This is a genomic window from Marinicauda pacifica, assembly GCF_004793635.1.
Lineage (GTDB): Bacteria > Pseudomonadota > Alphaproteobacteria > Caulobacterales > Maricaulaceae > Marinicauda > Marinicauda pacifica.
This window is the reverse complement of the sequence record NZ_SRXV01000002.1, coordinates 1-15,730: the sequence shown is the minus strand read 5'-3', so window position 1 is coordinate 15,730 and position 15,730 is coordinate 1. Positions and strand designations below refer to the sequence as shown.

Annotated in this window: 16 protein-coding genes; 11 read left to right on the top strand and 5 right to left on the bottom strand. The window is 66.2% G+C overall.

The annotated features are described in order from the left end of the window. The first annotated feature begins 3 nt into the window (after positions 1-3). The 9 genes from ftsA (at position 4) to E5162_RS06495 (ending at position 9,358) form a co-directional block, all read left to right on the top strand. Positions 4-1,332 (top strand): cell division protein FtsA, encoded by a 1,329-nt coding sequence (gene ftsA, locus E5162_RS06530; RefSeq protein WP_135944177.1) that lies wholly within the window; start codon positions 4-6, stop codon positions 1,330-1,332. A gap of 157 nt (positions 1,333-1,489) precedes the next feature. Continuing rightward, the gene (gene ftsZ / locus E5162_RS06525) at positions 1,490-3,148 is read left to right on the top strand and encodes a cell division protein FtsZ (RefSeq protein WP_135944176.1); all 1,659 of its coding nucleotides are present in this window, start codon (positions 1,490-1,492) and stop codon (positions 3,146-3,148) included. Between the two features lie 213 nt (positions 3,149-3,361). Continuing rightward, entirely contained in the window at positions 3,362-3,772 is a 411-nt protein-coding gene (locus E5162_RS06520) for a DUF2141 domain-containing protein (protein ID WP_135944175.1), read from the top strand. Between the two features lie 59 nt (positions 3,773-3,831). Next, entirely contained in the window at positions 3,832-4,476 is a 645-nt protein-coding gene (locus E5162_RS15030; protein ID WP_233342052.1) for a hypothetical protein, read from the top strand. Beyond that, positions 4,476-4,787: a winged helix-turn-helix domain-containing protein gene (locus E5162_RS06515; protein WP_233342051.1), complete on the top strand. Its 312-nt coding sequence runs from the start codon at positions 4,476-4,478 to the stop codon at positions 4,785-4,787. The genes E5162_RS15030 and E5162_RS06515 overlap by 1 nt, the downstream gene beginning before the upstream one ends. A 162-nt stretch (positions 4,788-4,949) precedes the next feature. After that, a complete protein-coding gene (lpxC, locus tag E5162_RS06510; RefSeq protein WP_135944173.1) occupies positions 4,950-5,849 on the top strand; it encodes a UDP-3-O-acyl-N-acetylglucosamine deacetylase in 900 nt (299 codons plus the stop codon). Between the two features lie 119 nt (positions 5,850-5,968). After that, entirely contained in the window at positions 5,969-6,802 is an 834-nt protein-coding gene (locus E5162_RS06505) for an outer membrane protein assembly factor BamD (RefSeq protein WP_135944172.1), read from the top strand. A 30-nt stretch (positions 6,803-6,832) separates the two neighbouring features. After that, entirely contained in the window at positions 6,833-8,599 is a 1,767-nt protein-coding gene (locus tag E5162_RS06500) for a DNA repair protein RecN (RefSeq protein ID WP_135944171.1), read from the top strand. A gap of 258 nt (positions 8,600-8,857) precedes the next feature. Then, complete coding sequence (locus E5162_RS06495; RefSeq protein ID WP_233342050.1) at positions 8,858-9,358, top strand: GIY-YIG nuclease family protein; 501 nt, start codon at positions 8,858-8,860, stop codon at positions 9,356-9,358. 189 nt (positions 9,359-9,547) lie between these two features. Here E5162_RS06495 and scpB read toward each other — a convergent pair whose 3' ends face one another. The 5 genes from scpB to E5162_RS06470 all read right to left on the bottom strand — a co-directional run bounded on the left by scpB (position 9,548) and on the right by E5162_RS06470 (position 14,309). Then, on the bottom strand, positions 9,548-10,384 hold the full coding sequence (scpB, locus tag E5162_RS06490; RefSeq protein WP_233342049.1) for an SMC-Scp complex subunit ScpB: 837 nt from the start codon (positions 10,382-10,384) through the stop codon (positions 9,548-9,550). Beyond that, complete coding sequence (locus tag E5162_RS06485; RefSeq protein WP_135944170.1) at positions 10,381-11,217, bottom strand: segregation and condensation protein A; 837 nt, start codon at positions 11,215-11,217, stop codon at positions 10,381-10,383. The genes scpB and E5162_RS06485 overlap by 4 nt, the downstream gene beginning before the upstream one ends. Then, positions 11,214-12,245 carry a beta-N-acetylhexosaminidase gene (gene nagZ, locus E5162_RS06480; RefSeq protein WP_135944169.1) on the bottom strand — a complete coding sequence of 344 codons (1,032 nt, stop codon included), beginning with the start codon at positions 12,243-12,245 and terminating at the stop codon, positions 11,214-11,216. The genes E5162_RS06485 and nagZ overlap by 4 nt, the downstream gene beginning before the upstream one ends. Then, positions 12,242-13,033 (bottom strand): SPOR domain-containing protein, encoded by a 792-nt coding sequence (locus tag E5162_RS06475; RefSeq protein ID WP_135944168.1) that lies wholly within the window; start codon positions 13,031-13,033, stop codon positions 12,242-12,244. Before E5162_RS06475 ends, nagZ begins: the two co-directional genes overlap by 4 nt. Positions 13,034-13,133: 100 nt before the next feature. Beyond that, positions 13,134-14,309 carry a deoxyguanosinetriphosphate triphosphohydrolase gene (locus E5162_RS06470; protein WP_135944167.1) on the bottom strand — a complete coding sequence of 392 codons (1,176 nt, stop codon included), beginning with the start codon at positions 14,307-14,309 and terminating at the stop codon, positions 13,134-13,136. A 90-nt stretch (positions 14,310-14,399) separates the two neighbouring features. On the opposite strand from E5162_RS06470, the gene erpA reads away from it, so the two are divergent. Both erpA and E5162_RS06460 read left to right on the top strand, forming a co-directional pair. Beyond that, positions 14,400-14,759 (top strand): iron-sulfur cluster insertion protein ErpA, encoded by a 360-nt coding sequence (erpA, locus tag E5162_RS06465; RefSeq protein ID WP_135944166.1) that lies wholly within the window; start codon positions 14,400-14,402, stop codon positions 14,757-14,759. After that, positions 14,759-15,442, top strand: coding sequence for a nitroreductase (locus E5162_RS06460; protein WP_135944165.1), 684 nt, complete (start codon positions 14,759-14,761; stop codon positions 15,440-15,442). The genes erpA and E5162_RS06460 overlap by 1 nt, the downstream gene beginning before the upstream one ends. The last annotated feature ends 288 nt before the right edge of the window (positions 15,443-15,730 follow it).

Sequence of the window (15,730 nt, the reverse complement as noted above, 5' to 3'; positions counted from 1 at the left end):
GCGATGGGCGTGTTTGATCAGGTGGGGGCTGGCAAGGAGAGCGATGCCGGGGGCGCGCCCAAGCCTGGCTTTTTTGCCGCCCTTGAAGTCGGAACGTCGAAGACAGTCTGTTTCATCGTGAAGAGCGAAGCCACGCTTGCCGGTTCGCGTCTGCGCGTGGTTGGCGTCGGCCACCATTCCAGCCGCGGCGTGCGAGGCGGCACGATCGTGGACATGGATGCCGCCGAGCAGTCGATCCGTACGTCGGTCGAGAACGCGGAGCGCATGGCCGGGCACGCCGTGAGCGAGGTCACGCTGGTTACCGCCGCGGGCGGGCTGGGCTCGCGCCGATTTGGCGTCGATGCGCCGCTCTCCGGGCGCGAGGTTGCGGATCGGGACCTGCGCCGCGCACTGCGCGAGGGCTTGCAGACCTATTTCGAGCCGGGCCGTGTGATGCTCCATGCCATCCCGCTGGGCTGGCGGGTCGATAATCATCGCGGAGTACGCGATCCGCGCGGCATGTTCGGCAGGGAGCTCGGCGTCGATCTTCACATCGTCACCGCCGCGGTGGAGCCGCTGCGCAATCTGACCACCTGTGTGGAGCGCTGCCGTTTGTCGATCGCGGGGATTGTCGCCACGCCCTACGCGTCCGGGCTCGCCACACTCGTCGAGGACGAGCTTCTGCTGGGAGCCATGGTGATCGACATGGGTTCGAACACGACCAGTGTCGGCGTTTTCAACGAGGGCTCGCTGATTCACGTCGATGGCGTTCCGATCGGCGGGGCGCATGTTACCAGCGATATCGCGCGTGGCCTGTCCACGCCCATGAGTGCGGCAGAGCGCATCAAGGTGCTTTATGGCTCCGCACTGGACAGCCCGGACGACGATCAGGTGATGATCGAAACGCCGCCAGTGGCCGGAGATGCGGATTCCACGATGGTCCAGCAGCCGCGCGCGCTTCTGAACTCGATTATCCGGCCTCGCCTGGAAGAGGTCTTCGAACTCATTCGCGACAGGCTTGATTCGGCGGGCGTCTCGAAGGCTGCCGGACGCCGGCTGGTCCTGACGGGAGGCGCAGCGCAGTTGCCTGGTGCGGCCGAACTGGCGGGGCGAATTCTGTCCAAACAGGTCCGTCTGGGTAAACCCAGCGGCCTTGCAGGGCTGGGCGATGCAGTTTCCGGTCCCGCGTTTTCAGCGTGCGCGGGCGTGATCGTACGCCGCTCGCGCGGCACGGCCGAAGCGATTTCGGGCCCACCCCCGCTCAATGCGGCCGGCGAACGCCGCCTGCGCCATTCGGCGGGCGGGGAGCGCGGCCCAAAAGCGATCCTGCGCTGGTTTGCAGAGAGCTTCTGACCGAAGTGTTACGCTTTTATCAGGATGTTCCTGTAGTGTTCTGGGTTTCGCCACTTCGGCGCCATGTTTGTTTAACTCTCGATTAAACAAGCAGATTCACATTGGTCACGAAACGAGCTGTTAAGCTTGACCGTTGGTCAATGGAGCACCCCCGCAAATGTCGCTCAACCTGTCTGCCCCCGAGCCGACCGAACTGAAACCGCGAATCCTCGTCTTCGGGGTTGGTGGTGCAGGCGGTAACGCCGTCAACAACATGATCGATGCCAATCTGGAAGGGGTCGATTTCGTCGTCGCCAACACAGATGCGCAGGCGCTTTCGCGTTCGCGCACGGATCGGCGCATCCAGATGGGCGGACAGATCACCGAAGGACTGGGTGCGGGGGCACGTCCTGAGGTCGGTGAGCAGTCGGCCGAAGACTCCATCGGTGACATTCTCGAGCACCTGTCAGGCGCTCACATGGTCTTCATCACGGCCGGCATGGGCGGCGGGACGGGCACCGGCGGGGCGCCGGTCATTGCCCGCGCGGCGCGCGAACAAGGCATCCTGACCGTCGGCGTCGTGACCAAGCCCTTCCACTTCGAAGGCACCCGCCGCATGCGTCTGGCTGAAGCCGGGATCGAGCGCCTGCAGCAGCATGTCGACACGCTGATCATCATTCCCAATCAGAACCTGTTCCGGATCGCGACCGAGAAGACGACCTTCGCCGAGGCGTTCTCGATGGCTGACCAGGTCCTGCATTCCGGCGTTCGCGGCATCACCGACCTGATGGTCATGCCCGGCCTGATCAATCTCGACTTCGCCGACGTCCGCACGGTGATGAACGAGATGGGCAAGGCGATGATGGGGACAGGCGAAGCGTCCGGCGAGAAGCGCGCCATTGAGGCCGCGCATGCCGCCATCGCCAACCCGCTACTGGACGATGTGTCGATGAAGGGCGCCAAGGGCGTGCTCATCAACATCACCGGTGGCATGGACATGACGCTGTACGAAGTCGACGAGGCGGCGAACGAGATCCGCGATGAAGTCGACCCGGACGCAAACATCATTGTCGGTTCGACCTTTGACGAGAGCCTGGAAGGCACGATTCGTGTTTCGGTCGTGGCCACCGGCATCGATCAGGAGACGATCGCACAGCCCGATCCGCGCCGCCAGCAGTCGGGCGGCAACGTCGTCAACGCCTGGAAATCACGGGAATCCCGGCCTCAGCGCCAATCCGAGCCGCTGGTTCGGCGCGCTGCCGACGCCGTGGCCGTGAACGAAAGCCCGGTAGAACGCGGCAACGTGGAAGTCGAGCGGACGTCAGCCCGGTCGATCGATCCGGTGGAAGCGGTGGAGCAGCGTACCGTGTCCGCAATGGATCATGTGGTCAGCGAACCCGACAGCTTCACCATGCGCGAAGAGGCCAAGCCTGAAGTCGTGCGGAGCCGCGAGCGCCTGGAGCAGGCCGCGAGCGACATGCGTCGTCCGGCGGAAACCAACCATTATGAGTCCGCGCCCCAGCACCACCAGGCGCGCGAGTCAGCCTCTACCGCTCCGGCCCAGCCGGCTGAAGAGAAGCCCCGCCTCGGCCTGTCCATTTTCGGACGTCGCGCCAAGCCGAAGCAAACCCCTCCTGCGCCCCAGGCCCGGATCGCTCCCCAGCGCCCCGAGGCTCCGCGCCCGGCTTCTCCCCCGCAGCAGTCCTCCCCCTCGCACGGGTATCAGGCTGCCCAGCCGCGGCCCCAGAACCGGGACGGAACGGGTGACCTTTTCGGTGCGGAAATCGATGAGAGCGAGCTGGAAATCCCCGCATTCCTGCGCCGCCAGGCGAACTGAGCCGCGCCACCACGATTTGAATGAAATCGAGAGCCCCGCGCCGAAAGGCGCGGGGTTTTCGCGTTCAGGCACTGGAGATTCCGCGATCGAAGCCGGATTCGGGAATCGAGTTGACACCGATAGTAAGTTTAAAATACAAACTTGTTGTCGATGAAGCGTCATCGATCTTGAGTCCCGAGCGCTTCGAGCGCCGAGTAAAAGAGGAGAAACGAGATGAAAGCCATTCTGACCGCAACTGCCGCCAGCCTTGCCTTCACTGCGACGGCTTACGGCGCGCCCCTGACCATCGAGGTCAACGGCGTTCAGGGCGATGGCCCGCTCTATGTCTCGGTCCAGACCGAGGAACAATTCATGCAGGACGAGGGCGTGGAAGGCAGCATTGTCCAGTCCCCGGAGCCGGGCACGCATTCCTTTACCTACGATCTGCCGGAAGGCCAGTACGCCGTCTCTGTCTGGCACGATGACGGCAACGGGACATTCGACCGCGCAGAAAGCGGCTGGCCGCTCGATGGCTGGGCAATGTCCGGCGAACTCGCAGATGGCCCGCCAAGCTTTGAAGACGTCGCGGTGGACCTGAGGGGACAGGGCGCCGACGTCTCACTGGATGTCCACTACCCGCAATAAGCTGTTATGACTGGTGGGCTTCGGCCCACCGGTTGCTTTCACCATCCAGGAGGATGCCCGTGACAGAAGACACCAGAACCCAGGCCCAGGCCGATCTCGCCTTCGTGCGCGCCATGACGGAGCGCGCCTCGCGGGCCCCCTTGCTTGGCGGCCGTTTCCTGCTGCTGTGGGGCGGCTTGCTCACCCTTGCCTATCTTGCTCATTTCACGATCCTTTCGGAGCTTGCAGGCGTGCCGGTCTGGGCCATCAGCATCCTCTGGCCGGCCTTTGGCGTGCTGGGATTTGCCGGCACGGTGATTCTGTCGCGCGGCATGGGGCGCAAGCCCGGCGTCGCGTCCATCGGCAATGTGGTCGAGCGCGAGATCTGGAAGGGCGCGGGCCTCGGGATTTTCATCTTCGTGGCGGGCGTCGTGGTCGCCGTCACGGCCCTGGGACGCAACATGATCCTGTTCGACCTTATCGCGGCCGTGGCCCTGGCCCTTTACGGGGCGGCCTTTCTGGCAACATCGGCGGCCTCCGGACTGACCTGGATGCGCATTCCTGCCTGGGCATCCTTTGCCTTCGCCGCATGCGTTCCTTTGCTGGCGGGCACGGCGGTGCTCTACCTCGCGCTCAGCGCCGTGATCCTGCTTGTCGCGGTGCTCCCCGGGCTTCGCCTTCTCCTGAACGAGCCGGAATATCTCGAGCAAGAGGATGCCAGCTAGTGGAGGGGCTGCGTCCCGATGCGCTGGAGGAGGTGATCCACGGTCGTATCCGTCTGGGGATCATGGCCTATTTGTCCCAGCAATCGTCTGCCAGTTTTGCCGAACTGGCCAAGGCGCTGGAGACCACAAACGGGAATCTCTCCATCCATCTGAAGAAGCTGGAGGCCGCCGGCTACGTGGGAATCGATAAGCAATTCGTCGACTCAAAGCCCCTGACGACGGTCCGGATGACGCCGGAGGGCCGGGAGGCCTGGCAGCGCTATCTCGATGCGCTCGCCATCCTGTTCCAGAACGCTGGCCCGAAACGGTGAACCGGGGGGCGGCCGGCGCCCGTCCCGTTTCGTAACATGGTGCAACATTCCTTTAATTGCGAAGTGTAGCGCGATCATTAGGTTGCGTGATTAATGAGGGGCAAATACCAGTTCGGATCGCCTAAAAAGGTCCGGATTTCAAAACGATAGAGATTTAAGTTCATGATTGAACGGACCACGCTTGCCTCCGCCGCAGTCTGCGCCGGGATTGGCCTTCACACCGGCGCACGCGTCCGCATGGCGATGCGCCCGGCCAAGCCGGGCACCGGCATCGTCTTCGAGCGGTCCGATCTCGATCTCGACAATACCCTCATCGAAGCGCGATACGACCGTGTCCGCTCGACCGATCTCGGGACCACGCTGGTCAATGATGACGGTGCATCGATCGCGACGGTCGAGCATTTGATGGCGGCCCTGGCCGGCCTCGGCATTGACGATCTTCACATCGAACTGGACGGCCCGGAAGTTCCGGCGATGGACGGTTCGTCGGCCCCGTTCGTGGATCTGGCCCTGCGTGCAGGACTGGCCAATCACCCCCTGCCGCGCCGGGCGATTCAGGTGCTCAAGCCGGTCAGCGTGACCGATGGCGGACGCGAGGCGGCCTTCCTGCCGTCCTTGCAGCAAAGCATTGATGTCGAAATCGATTTTCCCGATCCGGCAATCGGCCGTCAGCGTTTCGCCTTCGAGGTCACGCCCGATGCGTTCGGGACGCTGGTCGCTCCGGCGCGCACATTCGGCTTCCGCCGCGAATACGAGATGCTGCTGAAGGCCGGACTGGCGCGCGGCGGCTCCATGGACAATGCGATCGTGCTCGAGGACGGCAAGGTGGCCAATCCCGGCGGCCTTCGCTTTGCCGACGAGTTTGTACGCCACAAGGCGCTCGATGCGCTGGGCGACCTGTATCTTGCCGGTGCGCCCATTCTCGGCCTCTACAAGGCGACCCGTCCCGGCCATGGAATCAATGCCTTGGCCGTCCGCACCCTGCTGGCCGACACCACCGCGTGGAAATGGGTGTCGATGCGCGACATTGCCGCGCGTAGCGACCGGATCGCGCAAACCTGACGCGGTGCTTTTGCCGGGCGTCGGGATCGGGTAGAAGACATTTCAGTTGATGCGAAACGCTTGAAAACCGGTAGTGTGCGCCGGTCGTTCGCCTTGCGTGCCCGAAGAGGACTGAATTGATGACGCTCGCCGTCCGCGCCGGATTATTCACCGCCATTCTCATGCTGGCCTCGGCCTGCGGCAGCACGTCCGAACCCGAGCTTGAATATGTCGAGCAACCGGTCGAGATGCTCTACAATGAAGGCTTCGAACATCTCGAGCGGCGCGACTACAACCGCGCGGCGGCCTATTTCGACGAGGTCGAGCGCCAGCACCCCTTCTCCGAGTGGGCGCGCCGCTCCATGCTCATGGCCGCCTTCGCCAATTATCAGGCGAACAAGTATGAAGAAGCGATCTCGGACGCGGAGCGCTTCATCGCCCTGCACCCCGGTAACGCCAGCGCGCCTTATGCCTATTATCTGATCGCGCTATCCCACTACGAGCGTATCTTCGATGTGGGCCGCGACCAGTCGACCACCCGCAATGCGCTCGACTCCCTGCAGCAGGTGGTGCGCCGCTATCCGGACTCCCCCTACGCCATGGATGCGCGCGTCAAGATCGACATGACCCGCGACCACCTCGCCGGTAAAGAAATGAGCGTGGGCCGCTGGTATATGCGAAGCGGGTACTATCTCGCTGCGATAAACCGCTATCAGAACGTGCTTCGCGACTACCCCACGACGAGCCATGTTCCCGAGGCGCTCCACCGCCTGGTGGAGAGCTATGTCGCCCTGGGGGTGGATACCGAAGCGCGCCAGGTCGCCGCTGTCCTCGGGTATAACTATCCCGGTTCGGACTGGTATCAGAACAGCTACGACCTGCTGACCTCGCGCGGCATTGCCATCGAGGGTGAAGGCCTCGAGGAACAGGACCCGAGCCTCATCCGGCGGGCCATGGACCGGATCTTCGGCTAGACGCTTTTTCCAGGAGCTGCCCGTCGGGCGATGCTGATCTCGCTGTCCATTCGCGACATTGTCCTGATCGACAGGCTGGACCTGCAGTTCGACGCGGGGCTGTCCGCGCTGACCGGCGAGACCGGGGCCGGCAAGTCCATCCTGCTGGGGGCGCTGGGTCTCGCCTGCGGCGACCGGGCCGACCGGGCGATGGTCCGCAGCGGCGCCGAGCAGGGCGGGGCGACGGCGGTTTTCGAGATTGCCGGCGACCATCCCGCCCTGGCGCTGCTGGACGAGGCGGGCATCGCGGCGGAACCGGGCGAGCCGGTCATCCTGCGCCGTGTGGTGACCGCCGACGGACGATCTCGTGCGCATGTGAACGATCAGGCGGCCAGCGTCGGCCTTCTTCGCAGCCTGGGCGATGTGCTGGTCGAGATTCACGGCCAGCATGACGGGCGCGGCCTGCTCGACCCCAAGACCCATCGCGGCCTGCTCGACGAATTCGCGCGCAACGATGCCGAACGGCGCAAGGTCGCCTCCGCCTGGACCGGCCTGGCCGAAGCGCGTGACCGCGTCGACAGCCTGCGCGAGACCCGCGACCGGGCGGCGAGCGAAGAGGACTTCCTGCGCCTGGCGGTGGAAGAGCTGGACGAGCTCGATCCGCGCGAGGGCGAAGAGGTGACGCTCGCAAGCGAACGAAAATTCCTCCAGCAAGCCGAGGCCGCCCTGTCCGAGTTGCAGAGCGCATCGGACATCCTGTCCGGCGGCGAGGGTATGGCCGGGCGGCTGAACGGCGCGCTGCGCGGTCTCGAGCGGGTCCGCGACACGCTGGGCCGAAACGAAGACGAGGCCGCCGCGGACGAGGCGGGTGGGCAGGACGATGGCGAGGACCGCGATGGGGCCGGCAATGCCCTGACCGCCTCCGCGACGGCGCGCTCGGCCCTCGACCGGGCCGCATCGGCGCTCGATCGCGCGCTCATCGAGTTCAACGAGGCCGAGGATGCGTTGTCCGACGCCGGTGCGGCCTTCCTGGTCGAGCCGGGCCGGCTGGAAAGTGTCGAGGAACGCCTGTTTGCCCTGCGCGCTGCGGCCCGCAAGCATTCGGTCGCGGTCGAGCTCTTGCCAGGCCTGCGCACGCGCCTGGCCGAGCGGCTCGACACGATCGAGCATGCCGACGACCGGCTGAAGGAGGCCGAGGCCGCGCTCAAGGCTGCCGAGGCCGATTACGGCGAGGCCGCGCGCGCGCTCAGCGCCACGCGCATCAAGGCCGGGGCCGCGCTGAGCGAGGCGGTGATGGCCGAGCTCGGCCCGCTGAAACTGGACAAGGCGAAATTCCGCGTCGCGGTCGAGGCGAGCGAGGACCGGCCCGGCGCGAAGGGCTGGGACAGCGTCGCCTTCGAGGTCTCCACCAATCCCGGCGCGCCCTTCGGCCCGCTCGACAAGATCGCCTCGGGAGGCGAGCTGTCGCGTTTCGCACTGGCGCTCAAAGTCTGCCTGGCCGGTCAGCAGGACGGTCTGGTCATGGTGTTCGACGAGGTCGATCAGGGCGTGGGCGGCGCGGTCGCCGACGCGGTCGGCACACGCCTGTCGCGCCTGGCCGAACAGGGCCAGGCCCTGGTGGTCACCCACTCGCCGCAGGTCGCCGCGCGCGCGGCCCACCACTGGAAGATCGAGAAGAGCGAAGACGGCGACACGGTGCGCACACGCGTGCGGGCGCTTGAAGCCGGCGAACGGCGCGAGGAAATCGCCCGCATGCTCTCCGGCGCCCAGGTCACCGAAGCGGCCAGAGCAGCCGCCGACCAGCTGATGGCGAGCTGAGGGGTTTAGGCCGGGGAGGCCGTCCTCCGACCCTTAGAGGCTCGCGGAGCTCGCACCTCAGGGTGAGGGGGATGGCTGACATCGGGTAATTATCTAAATTCTGTCAAGAGCTTAAAACCAATCCACTCCCCTCATGCTGAGGTGCGAGCAGAGCGAGCCTCGAAGCATCGGATGGCAGGTGCGGTTCGTTGCTCATGGGTGCACGTCATCCGACCCTTCGAGGCCCGGCTTTCAGCCGGGCACCTCAGGGTGAGGGGGATGGACGACATCAAGTGTGGGCTCCAGATCGAATGGCTTCAGGCCGAAGCCATATTGCCGAACCCGCCCGCCTCCCTCATGCTGAGGTGGCCGCGCAGCGGCCCTCGAAGCATCGGAGGGCAGGCGCCGCATGGGATGGCGGCCAGGACACCGAGCACCGTAATTGCGTGGGTGTATATCCTGAGGTGCGCGGACGGGAGCTTCTATGCCGGATCGCATCGCGGTCCCGATCTTGCGCGCCGCATCGTCCAGCATGACGCCGGTGAGGGAGGCGCCTATACACGCCGGCGCTTGCCGGTCGAGCTGGTCTGGTCGCACTGGTTCGGGCGCATCGCAGACGCAGTCGCTGCCGAGCGCCAGATCAAGGGCTGGACGCGGGCCAAGAAGGACGCGCTGATCCGCGGCGACGTTGATCTGATACAGGCGCTGTCCCGGCGGCGCGGCGGGCGGGCGTCCTCCGACCCTTCGAGGCCCGGCAAAGAGCCGGGCACCTCAGGGTGAGGGAGGAGGGCGACATCAGATCATGGTACTAGAATAAGACGTTCTTCCCAGCCGCTTCCCTCATGCTGAGGTACGAGCGCAGCGAGCCTCGAAGCATCGGAGGGCGAGCGCCAATTCTCTCCGGCTCCTCAGGCCTGCGCTTCGCGCCGCCCGGGATTTCAGCGCGTGGGGTCCGTCGGCACCTTCCGCTCACGCCTCCGGTGTGTCGTCCTCGTCCAGGAAGTCGACATGGAAGTTGGCGGCGTCCGCGTCGTCCTCGAACAGGTCTTCTTCCAGCGCGGCGATGCGGCCGGGGTCGGGCATGTCGAAATTGGGTGGCAGGCGCGAGGACAGCAGGCCGGCGGCCTTCAGGTCGCTGACGCCCGGCAGATCGCCGAGCGAGGGCAGGCCGAAATATTCCAGGAAGGTGTCGGTCGTGCCGTAGGTGACCGGGCGGCCGGGCGAACGGCGCCGGCCGCGCAGGCGCACCCATTTCTGCTCGAACAGGAGGTCGACCGTCCCCTTGGAGACGGCAACGCCGCGAATGTCCTCGATCTCGGCGCGCGTGACCGGCTGGTGATAGGCGATGATGGACAGCGTCTCGAGCGCGGCCTGGCTCAGCTTTCTCGGCTCCTCGCGCCTGAACTGCAAGAGGTGTTGCAGGTCTTCGGCGGTCTGGAAGCGCCACTTGCCCGCGACCTCGACCAGATTGACGCCCGCCCCGGCATATTTCGCCTGCAATCCCGTCAGCAGCGCGCCGACATCGAAGCCGCCGCCCAGCCGGGTCTGCAGCGTTTCCAGATCGAGCGGCTCCTCGGCGGCGAACAGCAGGGCTTCGAGCCGGCGCTGGCCCTCGATCTCGTTGTCCACGGTCAGGCGCACGCCGGGCGGGCCGCCATCGCCGCGCGGCCGGTCTTCGGCCTGACGGCGCAGACCGGCAATCGCCGCGCCGATCGGATCGTTGTCCGGCTTGCTCGCGGGCGGACCCTCGGAGGTCTCGTCCTGAGTCCCGTCGGGCATATCGTCCGGCGTGTCGTCCTCGCTCATGACGCCTCCTCGCCGGGGACCGGTCCGGCCGGATGGCCCGGCCCGGTGCGCATGTAGATCGGGGCGTAGGTCGCCTCCTGGCGCAGCTCCGCCTCCCCGTCCTTGGTGATTTCCAGCGCAGCCAGCAGCGAGGAGGCCATCACCGACTGGGCCGGCGGCGCATTGCGCCCCAGCTGGCCGATATCGGGCAGCAGGGTGTCCAGCCTCTCCCAGCCGCCCAGGCGCGCGGCGATCAGGCTGAGGCGCTGGCGCGCCTGCTCCAGGCTGTACACGCGCGGTTTTTCGGGCCGGTAGGTGGCGAAGGCCTGCTTCTCGCGCTTGAAGGCATAGGCCTTGAGAAGGTTGTAGAGCTCGGCCTCGAAGCGGGGCGCGCGCACCGAGCGTATGCCTTCAGGCTGGCCGCGATCGTAGACGTCGCGATTGAGCAGGGCGCGCTGGTAGAGCGCACCGGCTGCCGCGCGCATGGCGTCCAGGCGCGCCAGGCGGAAGGCGAGGGCCGCGGCGAGTTCTTCAGGCTCGGGCTCATCGTCCAGCGGACGCGGCTTGGGCAGAAGCAGGCGCGATTTGAGATAGGCGAGCCAGGCGGCCATGACGAGGTATTCGGCCGCGATGTCGAGACGCCGGTCGCGCGCCTCCTCGATGAAGGTCAGATACTGGTTGGCGAGTTCGAGTATGGAGATCTGGGCGAGGTCGACCTTGTTCTTGCGCGCCAGGTGCAGCAGCAGGTGGAGCGGGCCTTCCCAGCCGGAAATGTCCACGATGAAGGCTTGCGTGGTTTCGCGCGCCTCCTCGCTCGCTTCAAAGCGGACATCTTCCTCGAACAGATCGCTCACGGGGCGGGCGGCTCCAGTCCAGCATCGCGGAAGCAACCCTCCAGGCGCGCGGTCAGCTCCCGTGTATCGTGGGCCGCGCGCGGTCCCCGCTCGGCTTCGGCGGCGATGGCGCGCTCCTTGGCCTGCCCGTCCAGACGCGGCGCGGCATGGGCGATCTCGACCATTTCCTTCATGTCGCCATTGCAGTGCATGAGGATCTCGCAGCCCGCTCTGGCCGCCCCCTCTCCGCGCTGGCGCAGCGATCCGTCGAGCGCCTGCATGGACAGGTCGTCGCTCATCAGCAGGCCGTCAAAGCCGATCTCGCCGCGAATGATGTCGGCAATGACCGTGCGCGACAGCGTGGCGCAAAGCTCGGCGTCGAACGCGGTGAACACGACATGGGCCGTCATCGCCATGGTCGCGCCGGACACGCCCTTGAAGGCGGCCAGATCGGTCTCGCGCAGCTCGTCGGCCGGCGTGCGCACGACGGGCAGCTTGAAATGGCTGTCCGCATCGGCCCGGCCATGGCCGGGAATGTGCTTGATGACCCCGGCCACGCCCTGGTCGCGCAATCCGTCCAGCGCCGCGGTCGCCAGCGCCGAGACCGGATCGGGGTCGGCATGGAAGGCCCGGTCGCCGATCACTGCGTCGGCGCCCTCGATCTGAAGGTCGCAGCACGGCGCGAAGTCGACATCGATGCCGGCATCCTTCAGCTCGGCGGCCAGCAGGATATGGTTCAGGCGCACCGCCTCGATCGCCAGCTCCGGGTCGCGGTCCCACAGCTCGCCGAAGCGGGCCGCGGGCGGCGCGGCGCGCCAGGTCGGCGCTTTCAGGCGCTGCACCCGTCCGCCTTCCTGGTCGATGAAGATGGGCAGGTCGCGGCCCAGCCCGTCGCGCAGGCTCGCGCACAGGCGGGCGAGCTGTTTGGGCCGGTCCACATTGCGCCCGAACAGGATGATGCCCCACGGGTCGGCGTCGCGGAAGAATGCCTTCTCGCCCGGCAGGAGCTCCGGCCCCTGCAGCCCGTACAGCGCGGCGCTCACACTCATCGTGCGGCCACCAGGCAGTCCTGTCCGCGCGCGGACAGGGTCGTGCAATAGCGCGTGGCCGCATCCCGGCTGTCAAACCCGGCAATGCGCAGGCGGTAATAGATGCCGCGATCGCCGAGATCGGCCTCCACGATGGAGGGCGAGCGCCCCGAGGCCAGCTCGGGAAAGCGCGAGGTGAAAGCGATCCAGCCCTCTTCGGCCTCGGCGCGGGAGCGGAAGGCGGCGATCTGGACGACATGGGTTCCGGCGGCCGGGGCGGGAGCTTCGCGCGCCGGGGCGGGCTCGGGCTCGGCGCGGGCCGGAGCCTCGTCTTCCGGTTCGGGTTCGGGCGCCGGCTCGATCGCGGCGGGCTCGTCCCCGGCATCGATCCGGTCGGCATCGACCGATTCGATGCGCACCTCGGGCAGCTCGGTGGTTTCGGTTTCAGTGTCGCGCGCGGCCGGCTCTTCGGGACCCGGGCGCACACCGGCGGTCTCGGACTCGCGCGACTCGCCGGAGCGCAGCTCATAGGCCTCGATGTCCTGACCCGGCGTCTCGTATCCGCCGGGGTCGGCGGGACGCTGGCGGTAGGGCTCGTCCTCGGCCACGATGACCGGCGCCTCGCCGCGTTCGCGTACCCCAAGCCGGTAGGCGTTCCACACCAGCGCCGCGAACAGGACCAGCACCGCCACTGCGGCGATCAGCAGGATCGGGCCGCGGCGTTCCGGTTCGCCGTCGCGCGCGTCGAACGTGTCATAGTCCTCGGGGGGCGGCGCGTAGGCTCCGAGCTTGGGCTCGTCGTCGGACATGGGCGTGTTCACCTGACAGTTAGGGGCGATGACGCGAATCGCACCGGTCAAGGCGCGACCCCGCACACTCTACTCAATTTGACGCAAGCTGTGCGCCCCGTCAGCCCCAGCCTTCCACATGGAAGAGTTTGCGGTGTTCGGAGACGGCAAACCTGTCGGTCATCCCGGCGATATAATCGCACACGGTCCGCGCGGTCTGCCGGCCGCGCGCGCCGTCGGTCTCGGGGTGAAACTCGGTCGGCAACAGGCCGGGATCGTCCAGAAAGCCGGTAAACAGGTCGCGCACGATCCGCTTGCCCTTCTCCTTGGCCCGTTTCACCTTGTAGTGCAGATACATGTTGGCATAGAGGAAGCGCCGCAGCCCCGCGAGGCGCTCGGTCATGTCGTCGGAAAACGCCACGATCGCATCGCCCTGCGCGCGCACGCTGGCCTGGCTGTCGATCCCGCTTTCCTCGATGCGCCGCCGGGTCTCGCTCAGCACGTCGGACACCATCAGGCCGATCATCTCGCGCACCGCCTCGTGGATCAGCACGTCGCCGGTCAGGCCGGGATAGCGCGCCTGGCAGGTGCGGAACACATCGCCGACCAGCGGCACGTCCATCAATTGCTCGACGCTCAGAAGCCCGGAGCGCAGCCCGTCGTCAATGTCGTGATTATTATAGGCGATGTCGTCGGACAGCGCCGCGATCTGCGCCTCGATCGAGGTCCAGTGATCGAGCTCCAGCCCCTTCCAGTCCTCATACGCGCGGATCGCCCAGGGCAGCTTGGCCCCGTCCTCGCCCGGCGCGAGCAGCGGACCGTTGTGCTTGACCACGCCCTCCAGCGTCTCCCAGGCGAGATTGAGCCCGTCAAATTGCGGATAGCGCTTTTCCAGCTGGGTCACGACACGCAGCGTCTGCGCATTGTGGTCGAACCCGCCATAGCCTTCCATCAGGCTGGCCAGCGCATCCTCGCCCGAATGGCCGAAGGGCGGATGACCCAGATCGTGGGCCAGCGCGGTGGCCTCGGCCAGGTCCTCGTCCACTTTCAGGGCGCGGGCCAGCGTGCGCGCAATCTGGGCGACTTCCAGCGAATGGGTCAGGCGGGTGCGGTAGTAATCGCCTTCGTGGGCGACGAAGACCTGCGTCTTCTCCTTCAGCCGGCGGAAGGCGCTGCAATGGATGATCCGGTCGCGGTCGCGCTGGAAGGGCGTGCGCATGGCGCTCTCGTCCTGCCGGTAATGGCGTCCCCGGCTGTGAGCCGGATTGCAGGCATAGGGCGCGAGCGTGGCGGTCATGGCAGCCTCTTTCTCGGTCGGGGACTTTCGCCCGGGCGGACAAACGTCCATATATCAGGACATGCGTAAACGGAAACAGGACCAGGACCGATGAGCACCCAGGTCGAGGACGCACCGGCCCAAACCGGTGAAGCGATCACGCTCTCCAAGAGCGCCGCCGCGCAGATCAAGGCGATCATGAAGAGCGAGACCGCCGACTATCTGCGCGTCTCGGTCGTCGGCGGCGGCTGTTCGGGTTTCTCCTACGTGTTCGGCATGGAGACCGAGATCGGCGAGGACGATGTGAAGATCGAACGCGACGGCGCGACCGTGCTGGTCGATTCGCTCAGCGTCGATTTCCTGAAAGGCAGCGAGATCGATTATGTCGACGAGCTGATCGGCGCCTCGTTCAAGATCCACAATCCCAATGCCGTCGCGGCCTGCGGCTGCGGCACGAGCTTCTCCATCTGATGGCGCGCGCCGGCAGCGTCTCCGACGCCCTGAAATCGCGCATCTCCACCCGCGCCTTCCTCGACACGCCGGTGAGCGAGGCCGAGGTGCGCGCCCTTCTGGAAACCGCGCGCTGGTCGGCCTCGGGCGGCAATCTCCAGCCGTGGAAAGTCCATGTGGTGGCCGGCGAGACGCGCCAGTCCGTGATCGACGCGGTGAAGGCCAGCCTCGACAAGGACCCGTTCGCCAATGAGAGCGAGTTCAGCGTCTATCCCGAAAAGCTCTGGGAGCCCTATCGCTCGCGCCGTCATCGCCTCGGCGAGGACATGTACGAGCTGCTCGGCATCCCGCGCGACGACAAGATGGCCCGGCTCGGCCAGCTGATGAAGAATTACGAGTTCTTCGGCGCGCCGGTCGGGATTTTCTTCTCCATCGACGAGCGCATGGGCCCCGGCCAGTGGGCGCATCTGGGCATGTTCATGATGAGCCTGGCGCTCGCCGCCGAAGAGGCGGGCCTTGCCACCTGCTTCCAGGAAGCCTGGAGCCCGCGCGCGCGAACGGTCGCCGAGGTGCTCGGGATCGAAGCGCCCTACATCGTCTATTGCGGCATGGCGCTGGGCCATGGCGACCCCGACGCTCCGGTCAACCAGCTGCGTTCAAAACGCGCCGAAGTCGACGAGTTCGCGGCGTTTTCCGGGTTCTAGCTTCGTTGCGGAACGAGCGCGTCATCCGATCCTTCTCTCTTTCCTGACGAAAGTCAGGACCCAGGGGAGGACGGGGCGGCGTCATCGGATGACGGCACTCCACGCTCTCTGGGTCCCAGCTTTCGCTGGGAAAGAGCATGTCTGATCGCTTTTAAGAACCAAAACCCTCGTCATTCCGGGCGAGCAAAGCGAGACCCGGCAACTGTGTTTACGGGTGGTAGGGTTTTTGATCTCGAACGATGGCGTTGAGGGTTATGAGCAGCTTTCTGGCGACGGCGATGAAGGCGA